The following is a 26,736-nucleotide window of genomic DNA, read 5'->3' on the forward strand; positions in this document are numbered from 1 at the left end:
CTTTTACATTTGTCTTATGAATAAAAAAGACCTTAGAGAAAAATATAAAACATTGCGTAAAGCACTTACTTTTGATGAAATTATGAATGATAGCTTGAATATAGCGAATCATTGTTTGGATTTGCCTATTTGGGACAAGACGTATTTTCATCTTTTTTTGCCTATAGAAAAACAAAAAGAAATTAATACTGAATTTATTCTTCAAATTTTATCCGGTAGAGATAAAGAAGTAATCGTTTCTAAATCTAATTTTAACACGAGAGAAATGATACATTATCTCTTAACCGATAATACACACTTTCAAATTAATAGTTATGGTATTCCAGAGCCAATAGAGGGTATAGAGGTTCCTGTTTCTAAAATAAATGTAGTTTTTGTCCCTTTATTAGCGTATGATAAAAAAGGCAACCGTGTAGGTTATGGGAAAGGATTTTATGATCAATTTTTATCAGGTTGTAAGCCTGACACGATAAAAATAGGACTTTCTTATTTTGATCCTGAAGAGGAGTTGGTATCGGATATTAGTGCTTCTGATATTGTTTTAGATTATTGCATAACTCCTTTTGGTATTATACAATTCAAATAGTACTATTTAAATTGTAATACATACGTTAGTGATTATTTTGTTAATTCGACCAAGAGGAAATACTTATTATCAGAATAATTTTTCCCTTTGGTCGAAAATGATAGGATTAGCGTCTTTCTAGACAGCCTCTTTTATTTTGCTTCGTTATAACGTCTAGTTACTTCTTCCCAATTAATAACATTAAAGAAAGCCTCCATATAATCTGGACGACGGTTTTGGTAGTTTAGGTAATAAGCATGTTCCCAAACATCCATTCCTAAAATAGGTGTGCCACCACAACCTATACCAGGCATTAGCGTGTTATCTTGATTAGCTGTTGCGCAAACCTCTAATTGTCCCTCTTTTACACACAACCAAGCCCATCCAGAACCAAACTGTGTAGCACCTGCTTTTGTAAAAGCTTCTTTAAAAGCGGCAAAACTTCCAAAAGCTGAATTAATGGCCTCAGCCAATTCACCTGTAGGCTCTCCACCACCATTTGGAGACATCACAGTCCAGAATAAGTTGTGATTATAAAAACCACCTCCATTATTACGGATAGCAGCTTTTGTCATATCTAAATTTTTTAGTATTTCTTCTATTGACTTACCTTCTAATTCAGTACCTGCAACAGCGGCATTTAAATTAGTTGTGTAAGCATTATGGTGTTTTGTATGGTGGATTTCCATAGTTCTCGCATCAATATGAGGTTCTAACGCATCATACGCGTAAGGTAATTGCGGTAATTCAAATGCCATAATATTATTGTTTTAGTAATTAATAAATTTGATTTCAAAATTAATCAATTAACTTTGGATAAAGAAATAGTTATAATTTATTTCTCTATAAAGATTAATGAACCCCTTGTTTTTTATTACTTTATATACTTGTAAAATTTTAAAATAGATAAAATATTCTTCTAATTTTTTTTTAATGACTAAACAAAATTCCGCTTTCACCATTTATAACGCATCAGCAGGAGCAGGTAAAACGTATACTCTAGTTAAAGAATATTTGAAAATTATTTTATTATCCTCAAAAGAGGATGCGTATCGAAATATTCTAGCTATAACATTTACCAATAAAGCGGTTCATGAAATGAAAAGCAGAATTGTAAGCAGTCTTTTTGACTTTACAAGTGATAATCCAGCAGCTAAGACACTTGATTTAATGCAAGACATAGCGGTTGACACAGGATTAAGTCTGAACCAAATTACAACAAAAGCGCAGTCAATTATTAAAAATCTAATTCATAACTATGCTGCTTTTGATATTTCAACTATTGATAAATTTACCCATAAAGTTATTCGCTCCTTTGCAATTGATTTGAACTTGCCTATAACTTTTGAGGTGTCTCTAGATACGGATAATTTACTTCAAGAAGCAGTAGATGCTATTGTAGCACAAGCAGGTAATGATCCTGAGTTAACCAAGCTATTGGTTGATTTTACAATGGAAAAGACAGATGATGATAAATCTTGGGACGTATCCAATGAAATTTTTAATACAGGAAAATTAATTACGAATGAAAATAATCGTGAAGAAATAGCATTACTAAAAGATAAATCTATTCAAGATTTTGTGTTATTACGAAACCGTTTGTTGGAGCAATGTGAATTAATACTTCAAGAAACAAAGAATGAAGCGGTTTTATTGTTAGAGTGGATGGAAAGTAAAGGAATTGATTTGAAATCATTTTCAGCAGGACATTTTCCAAAACATATACAAGGCATTGCAGAAGGCAATTTTAATCCAAATAATAAAACATATCATGAATTGGATGATGTAAGAATTAATAAATCAGCCAAAGATAAAACACTTATAGAATCTTGTGTTCCAGAACTATTGAGTGTTTTAGAAGGGATTTATAATCAACTTCAAAAAAAAGATTTGTATGATGCTTTTCTGAAAAATATTACACCTTTATCATTGCTAAATACGGTTAGTAATCAATTAAAAAATATACAAGAAGATCAACAAATTTTATCTATTGCAGAGTTTAATAAATTAATTAACGAACAAATTCAAAATCAACCAGCACCCTTTATATACGAACGTTTAGGCGAAAAATACAAGCATTTTTTTATAGATGAATTTCAAGATACATCAGAAATGCAGTGGCAAAATTTAATTCCCTTAATAGATAATGCACTTTCAAGCGAAGATTTGCAAGGAGTACGAGGATCATTGCTCTTAGTGGGTGATCCTAAACAGTCTATTTATCGTTGGAGAGGTGGAAAAGCAGAGCAATTTATTCGCTTAGCTAATCAAGCCAATCCTTTTAGTAATAAAGATAAAAAAGTAATAGACCTAGATACTAATTATAGAAGTTGCGAAAACATCATTCATTTTAATAATGCCTTTTTTAAACAGCTGTCATCTAAGTTTGAAGAAGCATCTTATAAAGATTTGTATGAAAATAAAAGTTTTCAGAAAGTAAAGAATAAAAAAGGAGGTTTTGTTAATATTCATTTTTTGCCAAAAGGAAGCAATGTAAACTTAGATAATGATGAAGATGAAATCTCACAGGATGATTTATATCTAAAAAAAACAAGGCAGAGTATTTTAGAAATTCAACAAAAAGGATATTCATACAATGAAATGGTTATTTTAGTTAGAAGTAATAGTAAAGGAGTCTTATTAGCTAACTATTTAACGCAGCAAGATATACCTGTTATATCTTCCGAAAGTTTGTTGTTAGAAACCGCCTCTGAAGTCCAGTTTTTGCTAAATATGATGCGTTATCTGACTAATACAAAAGATCGAGAAGCATTAGCATCCGCATTGTACTATTTAGCAATAGAATTTAATACCGTACTGCCCATTCATGATTTTATAGCAGAAGGGATAAACAAGTTAAATGAAGAAACATTACAAAAATGGTTAATGGATTTTCAAATAACAATTGATTTTCAAAATATACGTCGTAAATCATTATACGAACTTGTAGAACATTTGATTTTAAATGGTATTCCTGTGGAAAAAAATAATGCCTATGTGCAATATTTTTTAGATGTTATATTAGAAAAAGATGTAAAAAATCAATTTTCAATACCTGATTTTCTTGATTATTGGGAAAAGAATGGTCATAAATTAAGTGTACCTACGTCAGAAGGAGCTAATGCAATTCGTATTATGACGATACATAAATCAAAAGGTCTCGAATTTCCTGTTGTCATTTTTCCTTTTGCAGATGAAAACTATAGTAGGAACAAACGCGAAAAAATGTGGTTAGATGCACCCGAAGAAACAAAAGAAATTGAGAAATTTCTAATAGATAAATCTAGTAAAGTCACAAACTATGGTTCGGAAGCTTCTGAGGTGTATCAAGAAAAAATGCAAGAAGATTTGTTAGATAATATCAACGTTCTTTATGTTGCTTTAACTAGACCAGAAGAACAATTATATATTATCTCTTCGTGGAAAGAACGGAACAAACAAGGCCATTTACCCAATACTTTAGCTTCTTTTTTTATTGAATATGTAGAGAATCAGAAAGAATTCAATGTAGAAGAGAAGACATACTATTTTGGTAATTCAGAAAGAATATCCATTCCACACATTATAACAAATCCAGTAGAAGTCATCCCTCCTGTAACCACTACAATTGCTACAGAAGCCATTAAGATTGCACAGCGAGAAGCCATGATGTGGGGAAGTAAACAATTAGAGGCTATTGAATTTGGTAATACGCTACATGAAATATTATCCTATATAAAAACAAAAAATGATATAGAACTAGCCCTAATTAAAGCAATTGAAAATGGCTTGATTGTTAAATCACAAGAAAATGAAATAAAAATAACACTAACAGAAATAATAGAACATCCTGATTTATCTGATTTTTTTGCTGAAAATGGTGTAGTGTATAATGAAAAAGTAATCCTGAAAAAAGGCGAGTCCAATCATGTGCCAGATAGAATAGTTATAAAAGATAATAAGGCTTTTTTATTGGATTACAAAACAGGAACACCACAACCAAAATATATACAACAACTCCTAGACTATGAAAAAGCTTTAATAGAAATGGGGTATCAAATTGAAAAAAAAGCATTGGTTTATGTTGGTGAAAAGGTGGAAGTGGTAAATTTGTAAACCAAAAATAAAAGAAATTTTTTTGTAATACTAACAGATTACAATATTGTATTTAAAACTTTGAATTTAAAAAATATGTACGGAAAGATTAAAGATTTTTTAAAAGAAGAATTAGCAACCATCGAAGCTAATGGATTGTATAAAAAAGAAAGAATTATTACTTCGCCACAAGGAGCCGAAATAAAGGTTAACGGTAAAACAGTGCTTAACTTTTGTGCTAATAATTATTTAGGGTTATCATCACATCCTGAAGTTGTACAAGCCGCGAAAGACGCATTAGACACACATGGTTTTGGTATGTCGTCTGTTCGTTTTATTTGCGGAACACAAGATATACACAAAGATTTAGAAGCTGCTATTGCTAAATTTTATGGAACAGAAGATACTATTTTGTATGCAGCTGCTTTTGATGCAAATGGAGGTGTTTTTGAACCACTATTAGGCGAACAAGATTGTATTATATCAGATAGTTTAAATCACGCTTCTATTATTGATGGAGTGCGTTTGTGTAAAGCGGCCCGTTATCGTTATGAAAATAACAATATGATAGAGCTAGAAGAACAATTAAAAAAAGCCAGCCAAGCAGGACATAGATTTAAGCTAATTGTAACAGATGGTGTTTTCTCTATGGATGGGCTAGTAGCACCTTTAGATAAAATTTGTGATTTAGCAGAACAATATGACGCAATGGTTATGGTAGATGAATGCCATGCTGCAGGTTTTATAGGACAAACAGGTAAAGGTACTTTAGAAGCTAAAGGTGTAATGGGAAGAGTAGATATTATTACAGGTACTTTAGGAAAAGCTTTAGGAGGTGCTATGGGAGGTTATACAACTGCTAAAAAAGAAATTATAGAGATTTTACGTCAACGTTCAAGACCTTATTTATTTTCAAATTCATTATCTCCAGCAATTGTAGGAGCCTCTTTAAAAGTTTTTCAATTATTAGAGAAAGATACTTCTTTGCGCGATCAATTAGAATGGAATACGCATTATTTTAAAGAAGGAATGAAAAAAGCAGGTTTTGATATTATAGATGGAGATTCAGCAATAGTACCCGTTATGTTATACGATGCTAAGTTGTCACAAACGATGGCAGATAAATTGTTAGAAGAAGGTATTTATGTAATAGGTTTCTTTTATCCAGTAGTACCAAAAGACAAGGCGCGTATCCGAGTACAGTTATCAGCAGGACATACTAAAGAACACTTAGATATGGCCATAAATGCTTTTGTTAAAGTAGGTAAAGAATTGAAAATAATACTGTAGAAAAATTACTAAAGAATGCAATTTTTTTAAAATAGATTTTGTAATTAAGTACCTATCTATTACATTTGCTGACAATAACGTATTGTAATCAAATAAAAATTTAGTATGAAACATGTTAACAAACTTTTTGTTTCTATGATGATGATTGCTGGTCTAGGTGCTAACGCACAGAGCAGTGATAATCCATGGGCAATATCATTCGGTGTGAATTCTGTAGACACTAGAACGAGTGCTGGACCAGAGGGAGCTTTTGATTCTAAGGAAGGATTCTTAGATAAATTTGCTGGTTTTAGACATTTTGACAGAGACCAAAATATTATTCCATCTGTTTCTTATTTATCTGTTACTAGAAACGTAGGAGGAAACTGGTCATTTGGAGTAATCGGATCTGTTAACAAAATCACAAAATATGACTATGTTGATAGAAACCAATCTATACAAATTGCGAATCCAGATGTAATGTACTATGGAGTTGATGGTAAAATTGGTTATAGCTTTAAAAACCTAATCGGAGTAAAATGGTTTGATCCATCTTTACACTTAGGTGGTGGATACACTTTCTTCGGAAAATCATCTGGAGGAAATGCAAATGCTGGAGCAGGATTAACTTTTTGGTTAACAGAACAAGTAGGTCTTTCTTTCAGTACTACATACAAAAAATCTTTTGCTGATAGAGTTAATGTTCCTTCAGTATTCCAAAATATGGCAGGTTTAACTTTCCAATTCGGAGGTAAAGATACAGATAATGACGGTATCTATGATAAATACGATGCTTGTCCAGATGTAGCTGGTTTAAAAGAATTTAACGGTTGTCCTGATACAGATAAAGACGGTATTCAAGATAAAGAAGATGCTTGTCCAGATGTAGCTGGTTTAAAAGAATTAAATGGTTGTCCAGATGCTGATGGAGATGGTATTGCTGATAAAGATGATGCTTGTCCAGAGGTAAAAGGTTTAGCTAGCTTACAAGGTTGTCCAGATGCTGATGGAGACGGTGTAGCGGATAACAAAGATAAATGTCCTAACCAAGCAGGTCCTAGAGATAATGCAGGTTGTCCTTGGCCAGATACAGATGGTGACTCCGTTTTAGATAAAGACGATAAATGTCCATCAGTTAAAGGTACTGTAGCTAATAATGGTTGTCCAGAAGTAAGCGAAGAAGTAGTTAAAAAATTAAATGACTACGCTAAAACAATCTTATTTGATACAGGTAAAGCAAGTTTCCAACAACAAACATACCCAGTTTTAGAAGCTATGTCAGCTATCTTAAACGAGTACCCAAGTTCTAAATTCTCTATCGAAGGTCATACAGATAACGTAGGTAAAAAAGATAAAAACTTACAATTATCTAAAGAAAGAGCTGCAGCTGTTAAATCTTTCTTAGAGTCTAAAGGTATTGCTGCTGATCGTTTAACTTCAGAAGGTTATGGTGATACTAAACCAGTAGCTCCTAACACTACTAAAGCTAATAAAGCTTTAAACAGAAGAGTTGAAGTGAAATTAGTAAAATAATTTCTTTATAATATTATTTAAAAACGCCTCAATTTTCGAGGCGTTTTTTTATTTTTAACCCATGATTACTTTTCTTGATAAGCTGACTCTTTTTCTTTTTAATACACATTCAAGCGATTTAGAAAATATTGTAATAGTTTTACCCAATAAAAGAGCAAGCGTTTTTTTATTAGATAAAATAAAGCAACATTTTTCCCAATATGCTTTTGCACCCATCATTATAAGTATTGAAGAATTTGTACAAGATTTAGCTGGTATTCGTCCTTTAGATAATATTGAACTTCTATTTGCCTTTTATGATACCTATCTCGAAATAACTTCAATAGACGAACGACAAGATTTTGAACAATTTTCTAATTGGGCTAAAATTCTTCTGCAAGATTTTAATGAGATTGATCGCTATTTGATCAAACCTCATTACGTCTTTTCTTATCTAAAAGAAATAGAAGTACTCAAACGTTGGAATTTAGAACCTCATCAAAAAACAGAATTAATACATAAGCAAATTTTGTTCTGGGAAAAAGTACCCCATTATTATGAAATGTATTATGAATCACTCCTCTCAAAAGGAGTTGGATATCAAGGACTCATTTACAAAGAAGCAGTTCAAAATCTAGAATTTTTTGCACAGCAACTAAAAGCAAAAAAAATCATTTTTGCAGGTTTTAATGCGCTCAATCAAGCAGAAGAAAAAATAATTCAACATTTAGTTGCCATTGATAAAGCAGAAATCCTTTGGGATATAGACCGAGTTTTCTTAAACGATCCACAGCATGATGCAGGTCTCTTTATTCGTAGATTTAAAAATCAATGGGGACATTATAAAAGCAATCCTTTAGATTGGATAGTAGATGAATTTTCTCAGAAAAAAAAGATAGAAATCATCGGTTCTTCAAAATCAATCGGGCAATCTAAAATTGTATCTAATATAATCCAAAATATACTAAATGAAGATCCTAATTCACTTAACAAAGTAGCCTTAGTTCTAGGAGATGAAAATTTATTAATTCCCACCTTGCATTCATTGCCAGAAGGTGTTTCAAGTTTAAATATCACAATGGGATATTCCGCTCGTAATAATCCCATACAAATTTTATTAAACAAACTTTTTAGAATGCATACAAATGCCATTCAAAGAAATCCTAATAGTTATGTGTTTTATTATAAAGATATATTAGATGTTTTATCCAACCCCATTATTGAGAGCTTTGTAAAAGCAAAAGATTTAATTCAAATTATAAAAAAGAATAATCTTACCTTTATTACGCAGGAACGTTTGCTCGTACTTCATACTAATCCGTCCGATTTATTTAATTTATTGTTTGAAAGATGGGACGAAAAAGCATTGGTTATTGCGCAACGATTAGGAGGTATATTATTGCACATAAAACAATGTCTTTCTGATAATACAGCAGAAGATAAAATAACCAAAACATTTTTATATGCTATCTATAAAGTAATTAATAAACTAATTTCCTATTGTGAAAAAAATGATTTTGTACAGTCACCAGCGGCATTATACTCCATTTATAAACAAATAATTGATTTAGCAGAAGTTTCTTTTGAAGGCGAACCTTTGTCAGGTTTACAAATAATGGGAGTATTAGAAAGTCGTGTGTTAGATTTTGAAACGGTTATTATTACTTCTATGAATGAAGGAAAATTTCCTGCTGGAAAAGCTACTAATAGTTTTATACCATACGATGTAAAAAGAGAAATTGGATTACCTACATTTAAAGAAAAAGATGCTATTTATACCTATCACTTTTATCATTTACTTTTACGTGCTAAAAATATCTTTTTGATTTATAATACAGAAAATGATGGTTTAGATGGAGGTGAAAAAAGTCGATTTATAACACAATTACAAGTAGAAAAACAATCTAAACATCAGTTGGTTTTTAAAACCATGCAACCCGAAATCCCTACGATTGCCTACCAACCTATCAGAATTGATAAATCAGAAGTGGTAATGCAGCGATTATATGAAATTGCTTCCGTTAAAGGTTTTTCTCCATCTGCTCTAACAGCTTACATACGAAATCCTATACAATTCTATTTTCAACGCGTTTTATCAATCAAAGAAAGTGAAGAAGTAGAAGAAAACATAGCGTTAAATACCTTAGGAACTATTATTCATCAAACCTTAGAAGAACTGTATAAGCCTTATTTGAATGAATATTTAACAGAAAAGACCATACAAAAAATGGCATCTCTTGTAGATGATGAGGTTTATAAACAATTTAAATTGGTTTATAAAGAAGGAGAAGTTCAAAAAGGGAAAAATTTATTAGCTTATGAAGTGGCTAAACGTAATGTTTCAAACTTCCTTAAACAAGAAAAATCAAGTGTGCAACAAGGTGATGCAATTAAAGTTTTAAAATTAGAAACTACTTTGTCGGTTGAAATTAAAGATCCCCGTCTGCCTTATATACTAAAACTGTCTGGAAATGTAGATCGAATAGAGATTCGAAATAATGTGGTGAGGATTGTTGATTATAAAACAGGAAAAGTAGAAGCAAATAGCCTTAAAATAACTTCTTGGGAGGGTTTGACAACTGATTTGAAAAATGAAAAAATTATTCAATTACTTTGTTACGCCCTGATGTATCAACAAGAATTGAAAGAACTACCTATGGAAGTCGGAATTATATCATTTAAAAACATGAAAGCAGGGTTTATGCCTTTTGGTTTTAAAGTAGAAAAAGAATTAAAAACGCATATTACTTCTGAAATTTTAGAAAATTTTAAAACGGAATTAATTCAATTAATTTTAGAAATATTAAACCCAGAATTAGCTTTTGAAGAAATGCTCGTTTAACATTTACTAAAAAAATCCATCAAAATATTACCTAAAACATCTTTATTTTCGATATGACTCATGTGGCCATCAGGTAAAGTAATTAATTCAGTTGAAGTGCCCTCTAATTGCTTAATACTTTCATTGTAGTTAAGAATGCCATCTTTTTTGCCTAAAATAAGTAATGTAGGATATGATGCGGTTTGTAAAATTTTGACACGATCTTTTCTGACCTTCATCCCTTCCTGACAGGCTATATAACCTTGTAAAGGTGTTTTAAGCGCTTCGGATTTTACTTGGTTAATTTCATCAATAAGTTGTTCTCTATTTTCTGAACTAAATAAATTTGCTACAGAAATTTGTACCAATGAAGCGTATTCTCGTTGTGCCATTTTAATAGCTCTATTGCGATTTATTTTGCGTTCGTGATCATCAGCGTAAGCAGTAGAATTTAATAAAACGATACCACTCATCATGTTAGGGTATTTTTCAGCAAAAGCTAAAGAAACATATCCTCCCATTGAATGCCCTATAAAAGTAGCTTTGTCAATACTTAATTGAGACAAAATAGCCCATACAGCTTCGGCCATATCCTCCATTGTATGAATATAGCCTATACAATCAGATTGCCCATGGCCTAATAAATCAATACAAATAACACGATATTCTTTAGAAAAAACATCTTTGTAAAAATCCCACATACTTGAATTTTCTAAAAAACCGTGAAGTAAAACTATAGTAGAACCATGGCCGTCACAAGAATAAGCAATTTTGGTGTTTTTGTAAATAATATCATTCATGTTACAAAAGTAGCAAAGTACTCCTTATAATTTAACCTATTCTAAAGAAAGAGCATAAATTGCAAAAGAGGCTAACCAATGTTCTCCACCATATCCACCATCAAAAATAACTTTTAAGGATTTATAAATGAATTGATTGGCAATTTTGTTAAACCTCAGCTTAAGCTTGTTATGATTAGGTAGTTTTTTGGCAATTTTTTTCATATTCCATGCGCGACTAAAGGATAGACCATCAAGATGTACTATTTGGTAATCATTTCGATCACTCACCGTTGGTGTTTGACAAAGTCTTTCAATACCTTCTTTCGTTAAATATTTTTTCAACCAAACTTCATATTCTTTTACAGAAAGTATTCTAGTCATCAAGTCAGCAGCTTGTAGACTTGGTGAAAAGAAATCAGAACCATCTGGTTCTAAATGTGATGGAATTTGAGTGTTTTTTAAATAAAAATCCTTACTTTTTTTGATGATTAAATTTAAAAAATCTGTTTCCTTGTTATGATGGGCCCAATCATAAGCAAAACATAGTCCAAAAGCAGTATTAGGATGAACGCCTGTTCGGTTTGGATAAGTTTGTTTGGGTAAGTATTCTTTCCAGAGTGTTACTACTTTTTGAGTCAGAGGTTGTAATTCTTGATGCCATTTTTGACCTAAATCATTGTGCCAAGTACTTAATTCCAGATCTAATTTTAAGAGCCAAGCCCAACCATACGTTCTTTCAAATCCTTTTGAAGCAGTATATTTTCCAAAATATTCAGACTCTATTTGAATTTTATCTTTTTGAAATGAATTGTTTAATATTTTAATAATTTCATCTCTGTTCTCAATTGTTGGAAAATCTTTTAAAAGTTTAATTAACATCCAATGTCCGTGTACACTGCTATGCCAGTCTAAGCAACCATAAAAGGAAGGGTGTAATGCTTTAGGTAATAGAATGGCATCTTTTTCAGAATCAGAAAGATGATTTGTTTTATTAGGAAATTCAGTGTTAATACAATGTAAAGGCATTTTACTTAACTTTAAAGCTAAATCTTGCGTTAATTTTTCTTGAGCGTTCAAGGAAAAGAGTATTAAATGCAGCAGTATAGTTCCGATTTTTTTCATTTCTATTACTTTTTTGTTTTACTAAATATATAAAAGCCCCAAAAAAGTGAAGACTATTTGGGGCCTCTTTATCAAGAGTTTATTTATTAAAGACTAAGCATTCATTAAGCTTTCAATTTCATCTACTTCAATAGGAATATTTTTCATCAAATTGAATGGTTCACCTGATGATTGAATAACCACATCATCTTCTAGACGAATACCAAAACCTTCCGCTGGAATATAAATTCCGGGTTCAACGGTAAATACCATATTTGCTTGCATTGGTTCGTGTAATAAACCATAATCATGTGTATCTAATCCCATGTGATGCGAAGTGCCGTGCATAAAATACTTTTTATAGGCAGGCCAATCTGGATTTTCATTTTGTATGTCTGCTTTATCTAGTAAGCCTAAGCCTAATAGTTCAGAAGTCATTATTTTACCCACTTCTATATGATATTCTTTCCATAAAGCACCAGGTACTAATAATTTAGTTGCTTCATTTTTTACTTTTAAAACAGCATTGTACACCGCTTTTTGTCTTTCAGTAAAACGGCCATTTACAGGAATTGTACGAGATAAGTCTGAAGAATAGTTAGCGTATTCCGCACCAACATCTAATAATAATAAATCACCATCTTTACAAACTTGATTGTTTTCTATATAATGCAATACATTTGCATTAGTTCCCGAAGCAATAATTGGTGTGTAAGCAAAACCTTTAGAACGGTTTCGTAAAAACTCGTGAGCAAACTCTGCTTCAATTTCATATTCCGTTACGCCTGGTTTTACAAATCCTAATACACGACGGAATCCTTTTTCTGTAATATTACAAGCAGTTTGAATTAATTCTAATTCAATAGAATCTTTTAGAGAACGCAATCTTTGTAAAATAGGATTTGATTTCTCAACCTTATGTGCTGGATATTCATTTTTCCACCATTTGATAAAACGATCTTCACGTGTTTCTGTTTCAACACTTGCACGATAATGTTCGTTTGTATTGATATACATGGTATCGGCATACATCATAGCTTCTTTTAAAACCTTATGGAAATCTTGTAGCCAATACACGGATTTAATACCTGAAATTTCAAAAGCACGTTCTTTTGTTAATTTTTCTCCTTCCCAAATAGCAATATGCTCATTCGTTTCTCTTAAAAACAAAACTTCCTTTAAGTGTTCATAAGGGGCATCTGGAAATAATAACAAGATACTTTCTTCTTGATCCACACCCGATAAGAAAAGTATATCACGATGTTGAGCAAATGGTAAAGTACTATCAGCACTTACAGGGTAAATATCATTTGAATTAAAAATAGCTACTCCGTTTGGCTTCATTTGAGCCATAAAGTTTTTACGGTTTTTGATGTATAGCTCTCGGTTTATTGGTAAGTATTTCATTGGAATATTTTTTTAGATAGCCAAAAGTACTTAAACCGTTTTTATTTATAAGTAGCCAAATGGCGTAATTTTTAAATTCAATATGAATTGTAAAATTAGAATATTGTACTATTGTGATTGTAAACGGTTTTTTCTTATTCTACTCATGTGTCTATTTGAGATTCCTAAAAAAGAAGCTAAATAATGTAAAGGAACTTCATTTAATAATTTAGGTTCATTTTCTAAAAGTTTTTTATATCGTTCTTCAGGCGTTAAAGCCAATAAATCAATCCGATAATCATCAATCAAACAACTTTGTCGTTCGATTAAATCGTAATAAAATTGATTAAAATCTGGATTCTCATGTTTTAATCTTATAAAATCCTCTAAGGATAAAACCAACAGTTCCGTATTTACAAGAGCTTTAATGTGTTTTCGAGAACGTGTTTGTGTTAAAAAACTTTTTAATGAGGCAGTAAAAGTGTTTTTTAGTGATAAATAAGTTGTTTTTTCTTCATTATTTATTGCTATAGCATGTTGTAAAATACCTGAGTTAATGTAACAAAAATATTGACATACTTCGTTTTGTTTTACAAAAAACGAATTTTTTTTTAAATACAATGGTTTAAAATGACTTCGGAATTGTTGTATGACATCTGAAAAATCAATATTATTTGTGCTCAGTAGTTTATTAGTTTTAACCATAGACTATAAAAGTTAAACTTCTTAAAGTTGTAAATTTATAAAGGTTTATTGTATTATTTTTATACAAACTTTCAATCAATCAAAAAAAATGAAATTTTATACTCCCTTTTTTGTATTTATATCAGCTTGTATTTATGCGCAAACTAATGATAGTGAAGTTCAAAAAGCATTACAGGAAAAAGAAAAATTAGAAAAGACATCGTGGTTTAAATCACTAATTTTTCAAAATATTGGACCAACAATAATGAGCGGTCGTGTTGTAGATATTGCCGTTAATCCCCAAAAACCAACAGAATTTTATGTAGCCTACGCCTCAGGAGGGCTTTGGTATACAAATAATAATGGAAACTCATTTGAACCCGTTTCCGATTCAGCTCCTACACAAAATTGCGGATCACTAGCAGTTGATTGGAATTCAGGAACTATCTGGTTAGGTACAGGAGAGGTTAATTCATCTCGTTCTTCTTATGCAGGTATAGGCTTATTGAAATCTACTGATAGAGGTAAAACTTGGCAAAACATAGGATTAAAAGATTCACATCACATTAGTAAAATTATTGTAAATCCCAATAATTTAGATGAAATTATAGTAGGTGTTCTAGGACATTTGTATACCCAAAATCAAGAAAGAGGTGTTTTTAAAACAATAGATGGAGGAAAAACATGGAAACAAACTTTATTTGTAAATGAAGAATCAGGTGCTATTGATCTGACTTATACACCAAATAATTTTTCTATTCAATATGCTTCTGTTTGGCAACGTGATAGAAAAGCATGGCATTTTTTAGGAAATGGTATTTCTTCAGGAATTTACAAAAGTACAGATGGAGGTGCTACTTGGAATTGTGTGACTAATAATGATAGTGGTTTTCCTCATAATGAAGGAATAGGACGTATAGGATTAGCATCTTACAATGAAAATATTGTATACGCCATTTTAGACAATCAAAACAAACGACCTAATATTGCAAAATTAAAAACTAAAGATCCTAATGAAACACCACTTGAAGTAGATGTAATAGGAGCTGAAGTATATAAAACAGAAGATGGAGGGAAGTTATGGGTAAAAACAAACCAAAAATATATAGATGATTTATTTTATACCTACGGTTACTATTTTGCAAATATTGCAGTAGATAAAAATAACCAAAACAAAATTTTTATAGGAGGTGTACCTTTAGTAACATCAGAAGACGGAGGAAAGACATTTAAATCCATACAAGGAGAGAATACGCACGCAGATCATCATGTAGTTTGGATAAATCCACACAATCCTAATCATATTATAAACGGGAATGATGGAGGAATAAACATTTCATACGATGCAGGCAAAAATTGGGTTAAATGTAATAATCAAGCAGTAGGTCAATTTTACTCTGTAAATGTAGATGAACAAGAACCTTATAATGTATACGGAGGACTACAAGATAACGGCGTTTGGGTAGGGCCCAGTAATTATACACATTCTTTGGATTGGCAACAAGAAGGACAATACCCTTATCAGTTCCTATCTGGAGGTGATGGAATGCAAGTCCAGATTGATAACCGAAACCCCCACATTGTCATTACAGGTTCCCAATTCGGATATTACCAAAGAATTGATAGAGCCAAGAACAAATCAGTTACTATAACTCCTAAATCTAAGAAAGAAGAAATAACATACCGTTTTAATTGGCAAACCCCAATTTTATTGTCTTCTCATAATCAAGATATAGCATATATAGGTTCCAATTTCTTACATCGTTCAATGAATCAAGGTGATACGTGGGAAATTATTTCACCCGATTTAACAAAAGGAACTAAAAAAGGAAATGTAACTTTTGGAACTATTACCACTTTATCAGAAAGTAAACTACAATTTGGATTACTTTACACAGGTAGTGATGATGGTTTAATACATATATCAAAAGATGGAGGAGCTAATTGGAATAAAATATCCGATTCCTTACCACAAGATTTTTGGGTATCAAGAATAATAGCTTCAGTTCATAAAAAAGAAAGGGTATATGTAGCCTTAAATGGATATAGAAACGATATTTTTACCACTATGATTTACATTTCAGATGATTATGGACAAACATGGCAATCTATTGCTTCTAATATACCTAATAGTCCAGTAAATGTCATTATAGAAGATCATAAAAATGAAAATATACTATATGTGGGTACAGACAATGGTTTATATGTTTCTTTAGATAAAGGATTAACCTGGCAAGATTTTACATCAGGTATGCCTAAAGTAGCCGTGCATGATTTAGTTTTACAAAAAAAAGCCAATGATTTAATTGTAGGAACACATGGACGTTCACTTTACAAAGTAAATGTGGAAAAAGTACAACAAATAAATACAGAAATGCTAAAAAAAGATATTGTACTTTATACAATAAAGCCCATTATAAAAAATGAATATTGGGGAAATGCTTGGAGTATTTGGGCAAAATCCTTTGAACCTAAAACAGAATTTTGGTTTTACTCAAACAAAACGAGGAAGATTAGATTAAAATTAAAAAACAGCTCCAATCAAACTGTTTTTTTACAAGAAATGGAAGCGGTAACAGGATTAAACAAAGTAGATTATAATTTCGAATTATCAGAATCTATAGTTGAAAATTGGAGGAAAAAAGAGCCGAAAATAAAAATAGAAAAAGCAAAAAACAATCGTTTTTATTTACCCATTTCCAAATATCAATTAGTATTAGAGTCAGAGGGAATAAAAGAAGAAACGATCATGGAAATTGTAACTTCCAAGTAAATGAATGGTTTAGAATACGTAGCTCTAAATACCTTTTTTTAAAAAAGTTCCTTTTTATATTCATTATAAATAACATTTACTAGGTTGTAATTACCCCTAATTTCCTTTATTTTTGCTTGATTTTTTATAAAACTATACAATCAATCTAATACTATGGCAAAATCTGCACTTCTAAAGTCATCTATTGCAAAAAAATACTGGATGGCTCTTACAGGTTTATTTTTATGCTTGTTTTTGGCTGGTCATTTAGCGGGTAACTTACAGTTAATCTTTGGCGATGCGTTACAGTTTAATCAGTATGCGTTATTCATGACTACCAATCCAGCAGTAAAATTACTTTCGTACGTAACTTACATTTCAATCTTATTCCACGCTGTGGATGGGATTATGTTAACAATCCAAAACAAAAAAGCGCGTCCAGTAGCTTATGCTATGAGTAGTCCTCAAAATAGCAGCTCTTTAGCTTCAAGAAACATGGCGGTTTTAGGAACTTTGATTTTAGTTTTCATTATTACACACATGGTTAATTTTTGGGCTAAAATGCACTTTTCACAAATGCCATTACAAACCATTACAGTGGAGCAAATGGGGCAAAAAGCAGATTACATTATCGGTACGCAACCAGGACAATTCTTCCCTGCTGACAAAATGATGTTAGAACAACAAGGGATGGAAATTAAGAATGGTAAAGATATTTACAATAAAATGGCCAATATCAAAGTAGGGGAAGGGTATAAAGATTTACACAAAATCACGATTGAGTTCTTTAAAAATCCATCTTTTGGCTTAATCGCAACTATTTTATACGTATTAGCTATGGGTGTATTAGCATTTCACTTGTTACATGGTTTCCAAAGTGCATTTCAATCATTAGGAATCAATAACGGATTTACGCCAGCTATCAAAACTTTTGGGAAATTATTTGCAATCATCGTTCCTTTATTGTTTGCGATCATCCCAGTTTATATTCACTTTGTTAAATAATCAGCTTACTATATAAAGATATGAAGTTAGATTCTAAAATACCTGAAGGTCACATTTCTCAGAAATGGACGAATCATAAAAATAATTTAAAATTAGTGGCTCCAAACAACCGTCCAAAAATCGATGTTATCGTAGTTGGTACTGGTTTAGCAGGTGCTTCGGCTGCTGCTTCATTAGGAGAAATGGGATATAATGTAAAAGCATTTTGTTTCCAAGATTCACCACGTCGTGCGCACTCTATCGCAGCACAAGGAGGGGTGAATGCAGCTAAGAACTATCAAAATGACGGTGACTCAGTTTACCGTTTATTCTATGATACTATCAAAGGTGGTGACTACCGTGCTCGTGAGGCTAACGTACACCGTTTAGCTGAGGTTTCAGGTAACATCATCGACCAATGTGTGGCACAAGGTGTACCATTTGCTCGCGAATACGGCGGTATGTTAGATAACCGTTCATTCGGTGGTACGCAAGTACAACGTACATTCTACGCAGCAGGTCAAACAGGTCAGCAATTATTACTAGGTGCTTATTCTGCTTTATCTCGTCAAATCGGTTTAGGACGTGTAAAAATGTACAACCGTCACGAGATGTTAGAATTAGTTAAAGTGGATGGTAAAGCTCGCGGTATCATTGCTCGTAACTTAATTACGGGTGAAATTGAAAGACATTCTGCTCACGCAGTAATCATTGCTTCAGGTGGATATGGTAACGTATATTTCTTATCAACCAATGCGATGGGAAGTAACGTAACGGCTGCTTGGAAAATCCACAAGCAAGGAGCGCATTTTGCAAATCCTTGTTATGTACAAATTCACCCTACTTGTATCCCAGTACACGGAACAAACCAATCGAAATTAACGTTAATGTCGGAATCATTACGTAACTCAGGTCGTATTTGGGTTCCTAAAAAGATAGAAGATGCAGTAGCTATCCGTGAAGGTAAATTGAAACCAGTTCAAATTGCTGAAGAAGACAGAGATTATTTCTTAGAAAGAAGATACCCAGCTTTCGGTAACTTAGTACCTCGTGACGTAGCTTCTCGTGCAGCGAAAGAGCGTTGTGATGCTGGTTTTGGTATCGAATCTAATGATACTAACGAAGGGGTTTACTTAGATTTCGCTTCTGAAGTAATTGCTAAAGGTAAGCAAGCAGCTTATGCTAAAGGTAATCATAATCCTTCTCAAGAAGAAATTGTTACTTTAGGTAAAGCTTGGTTAGAAGAAAAATATGGTAACTTATTTACCATGTACCAAAAAATTACAGACGAAAACCCTTATGAAACACCAATGAAAATTTACCCAGCAGTTCACTATACAATGGGTGGTGTATGGGTTGATTATAACTTACAATCATCAATTCCTGGATGTTTCGTAGCAGGTGAAGCAAACTTCTCTGACCACGGAGCTAACCGTTTAGGAGCTTCTGCTTTAATGCAAGGTTTAGCCGATGGTTATTTCGTATTACCTTATACCGTTTCTAACTACTTAGCTGATGAAATTCGTACAGGTAAAATTTCTACTGATTTACCAGAATTCGTACAAGCTGAGAAAAACGTTAGAGACCAAATTAATGCTTTCTTAAACAACAATGGTTCTAAATCAGTTGACCATTTCCACAAACGTTTAGGGAACATCATGTGGAACAAAGTAGGTATGGGACGTAATGAAAAAGGATTAACGGAGGCTATTGCTGAAATTGATGCTTTACGTAAAGAGTTCTATGCTGATGTATATGTTCCAGGTGCTGCTGACGAAATGAATACGGAATTAGAAAAAGTATTACGTGTTGCTGACTTCATGGAGTTAGGTCAATTGATGGCTATGGATGCTTTACAACGTAAAGAGTCATGTGGTGGTCACTTCCGTGAAGAATACCAAGATGCTGAAGGTGAAACCTTACGTGATGACGAAAACTTCGCATTCGTAGGAGCTTGGGAATACCAAGGTGAAGACATCAACAAATCGGTATTACACAAAGAAGAGTTGAAATACGAATATATTAAGATTGCAGCTCGTAATTATAAGTAAAAAAGACAATAGCCATTAGGCATTAGTTATGGGGGATATCAGGTCTTATAAAGATTTATTAATTTGGCAAAAGGGTATTGATATAGTAGTTAGTATCTATGAGCTGGTTGAAGATTTTCCTAAAGAAGAAATGTATGCTCTAACTAGTCAGTTAAAAAGAGCTTCAGTTTCTATCCCATCAAATATTGCTGAAGGATATGGTAGAAGTTCAACGCAGAGTTATATACATTTTGTAAATATTGCACGTGGTTCCCTTTTTGAAATCGAAACAGAATTGATAATAGCCAATCGTCTAAATTTTATAAAAAAGAATGATTGTTTTAATCAGTTAATGTTGCAAATAGAAGAAGAATCTAAAATGATTAATTCATTTATTAATAAGTTAGAATCCACTAAAAACTAATGCCTTTTGCCTATTTGGCTAATGGCTTAAAAAAAAATAAGATTATGGCATCAAAGAAAACCATCAATATAAAATTAAAAGTTTGGCGTCAGAAAAAAGCTTCTGACAAAGGACAAATGGTAGATTATTCATTAAACAATGTATCTACTGACAGTTCATTCTTAGAAATGATGGACCAATTGAATGAACAATTGATTGCAGAAAAGAAAGAACCTGTAGCATTTGACCACGATTGTCGTGAAGGTATTTGCGGTATGTGTTCTATGTTTATCAACGGTCGTGCTCATGGACCTGATACAGGAATTACTACGTGTCAGTTACACATGCGTATGTTCAACGATGGTGATACGATTTATGTAGAACCATGGAGAAGTAAAGCTTTCCCTGTAATTAAAGACTTAGTGGTTGATAGAACATCTTTTGACCGTATTCAACAAGCGGGTGGTTTCGTATCTGTAAACACTTCTGGTAACACAATTGATGCAAACGCAATTCCAGTTCCTAAAGTTGATGCAGACAAATCATTCGAAGCGGCAGCGTGTATTGGATGTGGAGCTTGTGTGGCTACTTGTAAAAACGGTTCTGCTATGTTATTCGTAGGAGCAAAAGTTTCACAATACGCTTTATTACCACAAGGTAAAGTAGAAGCTACGCAACGTGTATTAAACATGGTACGTCAAATGGATGAAGAAGGATTCGGTAACTGTACAAATACAGGTGCTTGTGAAATCGAATGTCCAAAAGGTATTTCATTAGAAAATATCGCTCGTATGAACAGTGAATACTTAAAAGCAAGTTTAAAATAATAGCTTTAACATAAGTTTATAACCCTTTCAGTCTAACTTGGCTGAAAGGGTTTTCTTTTTTTAGTATATTCACCTAAAATTTTTTGAGAATGAAAAAGTTAGTACTTTGCTTACTCTTAATTGCTCAAGCGAACTTCGCTCAAACTACTGACGAAAAAGCCGAAGCTAAAAAGAAAGTAGAACAAGAAAAGGCTGTTTTAGCAAAACCCTATCATGAAGAAGAAGATGCCTCTATAAAAGTCGCTGAGCTTTTAAAAACGGCAAAAAAGGAGGGAAAAAAAATTCTGATTCAAGTAGGAGGGAACTGGTGTATTTGGTGCTTACGTCTGAATGATTTTATTAATAAAAATGAAACATTAAAACAATTGGTCGATACGAATTATATCTATTATCATTTGAATTGGTCAACTAAAAATAAGAATGAAAAGTTCTTTAGTCAATACGGTAGTAATCCAGGCGAAAAACACGGTTATCCTGTTTTTATGATTTTAAATTCTGAGGGTAAACTAGTTCATGTTCAAGAAACCGGCTCTTTGGAAGAAGGGAAAGGTTATAGTGTTGATAAAGTAAAAGCTTTTTTAGAAACCAATATTTCAAAATAAATCCAGCTTAAGACTAAACTAAATAAAAATGCGATTTCTAAAATTCACACTCAGTATTGTACTGGGTATTTTTCTTTGGAGTTGTAAGGATAAAACAATTTCTGAAAATACAATTTCCCCTACTAAAACATTGTCTAGCAACAATACTTCAAAAACGAAACTCTTTTCAGATGTTTTTGAATTTGTTAATTACAATGATGATGGCGACTATAGGCTGATTAATCTCCGAAAGAATAATGAGTTGTATTCTTTTATTAATGATAAAAATGACGATAGGAGTTTGGTACGTGGTGATAAAGTTGCTATTGAATGGAAAATGGATACTATTCATATAGCTGGTGATGGTGAAACACCTGAATTAGCCGAATGGTTGGTTTCTTTTAAGAAAATAAAAGAGGGGAAATAGGCTCGTTTTCGCAAAACTTATAAACTCGATTTCAAGTATCATTGGTATAATGAAAATGAATATTCCGACGGCTATTTTAAACATCTTTATGAACTAGTCGAGTATTATGTAGCTAATTCAAAAAATGAATTATTAAAATTACATATTGCAGATAATTCTCCTTTAGAATATTCTATAGAGCAACAAGAGCGCGATGGAAAAACATACACGGTTTTAGGGTTAGGTACTTCTTTTGAAGGGCGTATGACTAAAATTCAATGGTTGTATTATGATGCTGAAAAAGACGATTTATATGAATACGACTTGCCTAATGATAAATTAGTTCTATTTCCATAAATCTTGATAATATTTAAACAAATGAAACAAACTATTTTTATTGTTTTAATACTTTATCTTTTGTTTGTTAGCTGTAAAAATGATAAACCTATTGCAGATAAACCCACTTCTAAGCCTAAGTTAGAGAAAACGAATCCGAGTCCAGAGAAAACACCCAGTGTAATTCAAGAGCATATTCCTGAGGGTTTCGAGATTCAATACGAATGTGATGGCGATTTGAATCAAGATGGAATAAAAGATTATGCCTATGTTCTTAAAAATAGTGATGATGATACAGCTCCAAGACGCACTTTAGTCTTTTTGGGAAATAAACAGAAAGGGTTGGATTTGTTTATGCAATCCGATACGATTTTTCCAAATTCAAATTCAGAAGATGTTATGACAAATTTTGAATATGAAGACATTACTATTTCAAAAAATGAATTGCAAATCAATTTTAGTGGTCTAGGACCTTCTGGGAACTACGATTTTATTTTTCAGTTTGAAAATGGTGAATTGTTTTTGAAATCTATGGAGAGTTTTCACGCAGGTGCAGGCGGACAAACCGTGGGATATTATGAAGTGTTAACAGGTAAAATAGAAATGACCCAAGTGAATACAATGAAAGAGGACATGCCTTCTGAGACTGAAGTGAAGGAATTTGAACCGCTTAAACTAGCCTTTGATAAAGTAAATCCTTTTGAACTTTTTGACCAACAATTGTCTAACTTTGAATCCAAAAATTAATTAAACTAAACATGAAAAAACTTCTAAGCTTTGCGCTTCTTTTTTTAGTGCAAACTATATTGGCTCAAAACACAAATGAAATTCTTGTTTTAAGTGCCGTAATAAAAGACAAAGTTATACCTAATGCACAGGTTATCTTCCAAAAAAATGGAGAAACTTCATTGACTCGTACGACGAACGCTTCTGGAAAAGTAATGATTCCTGAAGAATTTCGTAATACCAACGATTTAACCATTATTATTAAAAAAGAAGGCTATTCTACTCTGGTTTCTAAATGTCCATGTGGTGGTCTGACCTATGCCATTAGCCCTTTTATGACCGAGTTAGACGGGATGCGTATCGTATTGAGTTGGGGGCAAAGACCTCTAGATATCGATTCGCATTTGTCCTATCAAGGTGGTTACGTATGTTATTACCAAATGGATGCTGTAAATGCTAAATTAGATGTAGATGATACGGATAGTTATGGTCCTGAAACCATAACGATTACTAAGAAGTTACAGGGGAAAAAGTATGTGTATGCAGTGCATAATTTTTCTGATAAAGATAAAACAGCTAATAGCAACTTGGCTACTATCAGTAGAGCAAAAGTGTATGTGTATATTGGTAATACTTTAATCAAAACCTATACACCGCAGGCGGGTAAAACGGGTACGGTTTGGATTCCTTTTATGATTGATGAAAATGGAAATCTAGCGGATATTAACGACTACAGAGAAGCTTCTTCTTGGGAAGGAGTGCGTACAATTTTACGTGAATATCGCCCATCGGAACAACAATCGGTTGTTACCTCTGCAGATGCTTTGACTGCCAAACAAATCAATAAAAAAGGCGAACAAGAGTACCATGCGGGTAATTACGAAAGTGCTATTAACTTTTATCAAGATGCTATTGAGTTAAACCCAAATGAAGGGTTGTTTTATGGTAATTTAGGATTGGTATTTCAAAAATCAGGCAAAGAAGCAGAAGCTTTATGGGCAAATCGTAAAGCAATTTCTTTAGCCAGCGGAACTACTGCAAATACTGTGAAAGCGGGTTCGTACTATAATATTGCGCGTATTTATGAAGCAAAAAACCATTTTCAAGAGGCTTTAGAAAATTATAAATTAGCCAAACAGCATAAAGAAAATCCAGTATATGACAAAGCGATTAGCAGAGTACAACAACGTTTATAATTTTAAAATATCCTTAGTTATTGGCTTCCTGTTTGCAATGCAATTTTGCTTTGCAAGTAATGGACCTGATAAAATTGCAAAAATAGATAGGGCTTTATGGCCCTATCCTATTAATAGTGCACATAATTTTGATGTCGCATCTAAGTGTGAAATGATTGCCTTTTCCAAAGCCTTCAAAGCTTACGAAGGACTTAATGAAACAGAGTTGCAACAAAAACTCGATTTAAAAAAAGTATCGGTGTCTTCGGTTCGAGAGTGGGAAACAAAAACAAAGCAAATTATACTTTCTAATTTTAAATCATTGACTAAAGCTTCGCTTCAAGATTTGATTGGAATTAATGAAATTAATAAATGGGAAGATGTTGCCAAGATTAATCCTGAACCAAAAATGCCTTCCGCGTTGAAAGCTTGGTATCATGCCAGTTTGGATTTTTATGATAAATACCTTTATGAGCAATGTCGTTTGGCATCGTTATACCCAAGGATTACAAGTGAAATAGGCTTGCTTTCTAAAAACGAAATCAATGGTTTTAATTTGTCAGAAAAACAATTTTTATTAACGTTTGATGATGGTCCAACGATAAAAAATGGAAATACCGATAAGATGATCAAAGTGCTAAATGAGCAACATCAGAAAGGTGTTTTCTTTGTTCTTGGCGATGCGCTACAAAAAAGGATGCAGACTGATAAACAAATTCAAAATCTGTATCAAGGTCATTTGTTAGCCTCGCATGGGAAAACCCATGTATCTCATCAAAAACTCGTTGATTGGAAGACTTCGCTTAATTTTACGAGCGGTTTAATTCAACAACTGACGGACTCGGATAAACCCGTGTATTTTCGTCCTCCTTATGGACAAAGAACAGAAGAATTAGCCAAAAGTTTAGGCGCAAGTCAGTCTAAAGTTGTTTTGTGGAATATCGATTCTCAAGATTGGAATGCGCACATTACAGCTAGGGAAGTAGCCGATAGACAAATTAGTTTAATGCTGTTATGGCGTAGAGGAATTCTACTTTTTCACGATGTACATGAAAAAGCACAAATTGCTGTGCCACATATTTTGAATTATTTTAAAGGAACAGGAATCCAATGGGTTCAACCTAATGAATTATAAGTTTTGGAAATGAAAATTGCTATCATACAAGCCGATTTGGTTTGGGAAAACCCACAAGCTAATCGCACACATTTTGAAAACGAAATCAACGCCATTTCAGAGCCCGTTGATTTGATTGTGTTACCCGAAATGTTTACCACTGGTTTTACAATGAATCCGTCCGCTGTAGCGGAAACTATGGAAGGGGCAACTGTACAATGGTTGCAAAAACTAGCCATTCAAAAATCTTGTGCTATTACAGGTAGTGTAGTCATTGAAGAAGCTGGGAATTATTATAATCGTATGCTATTTGTGTATCCGGATGGTTCTTTAACGTATTACAATAAACGCCATTTATTTACTTTGGCAAAAGAAGAAGCTGTTTTTACAGGCGGTAAAGAAAAGGTGATAGTGGACTACAAAAACTGGAAAATTTGTCTTCAAATTTGCTACGATTTACGTTTCCCTGTATTTGCTAGAAACGTCGAAAATTACGACCTGCTTATTTATGTAGCAAGTTGGCCCAAACCACGTATTCAAGCGTGGGATATATTGTTACCAGCCCGAGCCGTTGAAAATTTATCTTATGTTATCGGCGTAAATCGTGTAGGTACCGATGGCAGTCAGTTGGAATACGTAGGACATTCGCAAGTAGTAGATTATCTAGGGAACTACTTAGTAACGCCTAATGAAACTGCTTCAGTTCAATTGGTTACCCTTGATAAAGAAGCGCTGTTGGAAATGCGTACTCGGTTGAATTTTTTGAATGATAAAGATTCTTTTAACATTATTTGCTAATCAGAAGACAGTATTTAATACTTTTTAGATACTACTATTTCAAGAAGTAAAAATCAAAAAAGAACCATATAATTTTACTTTTCTTTGAATGTTTATTTTGAAAATTATATTTCTTTAAACCCAGATTCCGCATTAGACTTCGTTGTGAAATAAAAATTTTCAATAAATTCAAGTGCTCACGGAAAATTTTAGAAGAAGAAATAGTGAACTATTTTGATGATTAAAATTTGAGTACGTGCTTGAATTTGAATAAAAATAAAGGGCAATAGATTTACTTCGTTTATTCGCTACGTTCGGGTCTAATGCGTAATCTGGGTTAAAACCAAATTACGCATTAGAATCTGTCATAAACAGAAATAAAGTGGCATTGATTAGGCTTTGCCAATTCTCTTTCGGCTCGAGTCTGGTGC

At 32.6% G+C, this 26,736-nt stretch carries 21 protein-coding genes; 16 read left to right on the forward strand and 5 right to left on the reverse strand.

The features are described 5' to 3' along the window. Positions 1 to 16 precede the first annotated feature (16 nt). Entirely contained in the window at positions 17 to 586 is a 570-nt protein-coding gene (locus NAB20_RS04325; RefSeq protein WP_088391828.1) for a 5-formyltetrahydrofolate cyclo-ligase, read from the forward strand. Positions 587 to 717: 131 nt separating this feature from the next. Here the strand turns inward: NAB20_RS04325 and NAB20_RS04330 are convergent, their stop codons facing one another. Further along, positions 718 to 1,323: a superoxide dismutase gene (locus tag NAB20_RS04330; RefSeq protein ID WP_375605579.1), complete on the reverse strand. Its 606-nt coding sequence runs from the start codon at positions 1,321 to 1,323 to the stop codon at positions 718 to 720. 175 nt (positions 1,324 to 1,498) lie between these two features. Between NAB20_RS04330 and NAB20_RS04335 the strand changes: the two genes are divergently transcribed. The 4 genes from NAB20_RS04335 (at position 1,499) to NAB20_RS04350 (ending at position 10,262) form a co-directional block, all read left to right on the forward strand. Further along, entirely contained in the window at positions 1,499 to 4,660 is a 3,162-nt protein-coding gene (locus tag NAB20_RS04335; RefSeq protein ID WP_105195211.1) for an exodeoxyribonuclease V subunit beta, read from the forward strand. Between the two features lie 75 nt (positions 4,661 to 4,735). Then, positions 4,736 to 5,929 carry a glycine C-acetyltransferase gene (gene kbl / locus NAB20_RS04340; protein ID WP_127823444.1) on the forward strand — a complete coding sequence of 398 codons (1,194 nt, stop codon included), beginning with the start codon at positions 4,736 to 4,738 and terminating at the stop codon, positions 5,927 to 5,929. A gap of 105 nt (positions 5,930 to 6,034) precedes the next feature. Continuing rightward, positions 6,035 to 7,441: an OmpA family protein gene (locus NAB20_RS04345; protein WP_105195212.1), complete on the forward strand. Its 1,407-nt coding sequence runs from the start codon at positions 6,035 to 6,037 to the stop codon at positions 7,439 to 7,441. A gap of 61 nt (positions 7,442 to 7,502) precedes the next feature. Further along, positions 7,503 to 10,262 carry a PD-(D/E)XK nuclease family protein gene (locus NAB20_RS04350; RefSeq protein ID WP_375605580.1) on the forward strand — a complete coding sequence of 920 codons (2,760 nt, stop codon included), beginning with the start codon at positions 7,503 to 7,505 and terminating at the stop codon, positions 10,260 to 10,262. On the opposite strand, the gene NAB20_RS04355 is transcribed toward NAB20_RS04350, so the two are convergent. The 4 genes from NAB20_RS04355 to NAB20_RS04370 form a co-directional block, all read right to left on the reverse strand. Beyond that, on the reverse strand, positions 10,259 to 11,041 hold the full coding sequence (locus NAB20_RS04355) for an alpha/beta fold hydrolase (RefSeq protein WP_105195214.1): 783 nt from the start codon (positions 11,039 to 11,041) through the stop codon (positions 10,259 to 10,261). The genes NAB20_RS04350 and NAB20_RS04355 overlap by 4 nt on opposite strands. 36 nt (positions 11,042 to 11,077) lie before the next feature. Continuing rightward, positions 11,078 to 12,145, reverse strand: coding sequence for a DUF2891 domain-containing protein (locus tag NAB20_RS04360; protein ID WP_088391816.1), 1,068 nt, complete (start codon positions 12,143 to 12,145; stop codon positions 11,078 to 11,080). A gap of 93 nt (positions 12,146 to 12,238) precedes the next feature. Then, the gene (locus tag NAB20_RS04365) at positions 12,239 to 13,531 is read right to left on the reverse strand and encodes an aminopeptidase P family protein (RefSeq protein ID WP_105195215.1); all 1,293 of its coding nucleotides are present in this window, start codon (positions 13,529 to 13,531) and stop codon (positions 12,239 to 12,241) included. 108 nt (positions 13,532 to 13,639) lie between these two features. Beyond that, positions 13,640 to 14,215 carry a Crp/Fnr family transcriptional regulator gene (locus NAB20_RS04370; protein ID WP_127823447.1) on the reverse strand — a complete coding sequence of 192 codons (576 nt, stop codon included), beginning with the start codon at positions 14,213 to 14,215 and terminating at the stop codon, positions 13,640 to 13,642. Positions 14,216 to 14,303: 88 nt separating this feature from the next. On the opposite strand from NAB20_RS04370, the gene NAB20_RS04375 reads away from it, so the two are divergent. The 11 genes from NAB20_RS04375 (at position 14,304) to NAB20_RS04425 (ending at position 26,326) form a co-directional block, all read left to right on the forward strand. Then, positions 14,304 to 16,967 (forward strand): glycosyl hydrolase, encoded by a 2,664-nt coding sequence (locus NAB20_RS04375; RefSeq protein ID WP_105195216.1) that lies wholly within the window; start codon positions 14,304 to 14,306, stop codon positions 16,965 to 16,967. Positions 16,968 to 17,120: 153 nt separating this feature from the next. Further along, entirely contained in the window at positions 17,121 to 17,951 is an 831-nt protein-coding gene (locus NAB20_RS04380; protein WP_088393148.1) for a succinate dehydrogenase cytochrome b subunit, read from the forward strand. A 20-nt stretch (positions 17,952 to 17,971) separates the two neighbouring features. Next, positions 17,972 to 19,981: a fumarate reductase/succinate dehydrogenase flavoprotein subunit gene (locus NAB20_RS04385; protein WP_375605581.1), complete on the forward strand. Its 2,010-nt coding sequence runs from the start codon at positions 17,972 to 17,974 to the stop codon at positions 19,979 to 19,981. A 28-nt stretch (positions 19,982 to 20,009) separates the two neighbouring features. Next, positions 20,010 to 20,384 carry a four helix bundle protein gene (locus tag NAB20_RS04390; protein ID WP_105195218.1) on the forward strand — a complete coding sequence of 125 codons (375 nt, stop codon included), beginning with the start codon at positions 20,010 to 20,012 and terminating at the stop codon, positions 20,382 to 20,384. A gap of 44 nt (positions 20,385 to 20,428) precedes the next feature. Continuing rightward, positions 20,429 to 21,190, forward strand: coding sequence for a succinate dehydrogenase/fumarate reductase iron-sulfur subunit (locus NAB20_RS04395; protein WP_127823448.1), 762 nt, complete (start codon positions 20,429 to 20,431; stop codon positions 21,188 to 21,190). Positions 21,191 to 21,279: 89 nt separating this feature from the next. Continuing rightward, entirely contained in the window at positions 21,280 to 21,792 is a 513-nt protein-coding gene (locus NAB20_RS04400) for a thioredoxin family protein (protein ID WP_375605582.1), read from the forward strand. Positions 21,793 to 21,820: 28 nt separating this feature from the next. Then, a complete protein-coding gene (locus NAB20_RS04405) occupies positions 21,821 to 22,198 on the forward strand; it encodes a hypothetical protein (RefSeq protein WP_375605583.1) in 378 nt (125 codons plus the stop codon). Positions 22,199 to 22,555: 357 nt separating this feature from the next. Beyond that, a complete protein-coding gene (locus tag NAB20_RS04410) occupies positions 22,556 to 23,260 on the forward strand; it encodes a hypothetical protein (protein WP_375605584.1) in 705 nt (234 codons plus the stop codon). A gap of 11 nt (positions 23,261 to 23,271) precedes the next feature. Next, on the forward strand, positions 23,272 to 24,435 hold the full coding sequence (locus NAB20_RS04415; RefSeq protein ID WP_375605585.1) for a tetratricopeptide repeat protein: 1,164 nt from the start codon (positions 23,272 to 23,274) through the stop codon (positions 24,433 to 24,435). Continuing rightward, entirely contained in the window at positions 24,398 to 25,549 is a 1,152-nt protein-coding gene (locus NAB20_RS04420; RefSeq protein ID WP_235878722.1) for a polysaccharide deacetylase family protein, read from the forward strand. The genes NAB20_RS04415 and NAB20_RS04420 overlap by 38 nt, the downstream gene beginning before the upstream one ends. 9 nt (positions 25,550 to 25,558) lie before the next feature. Beyond that, positions 25,559 to 26,326 (forward strand): amidohydrolase, encoded by a 768-nt coding sequence (locus tag NAB20_RS04425; RefSeq protein WP_105195224.1) that lies wholly within the window; start codon positions 25,559 to 25,561, stop codon positions 26,324 to 26,326. Positions 26,327 to 26,736: the final 410 nt, after the last annotated feature.

Source organism: Flavobacterium davisii (assembly GCF_042182265.1).
Classification (GTDB): Bacteria; Bacteroidota; Bacteroidia; order Flavobacteriales; family Flavobacteriaceae; genus Flavobacterium; species Flavobacterium davisii.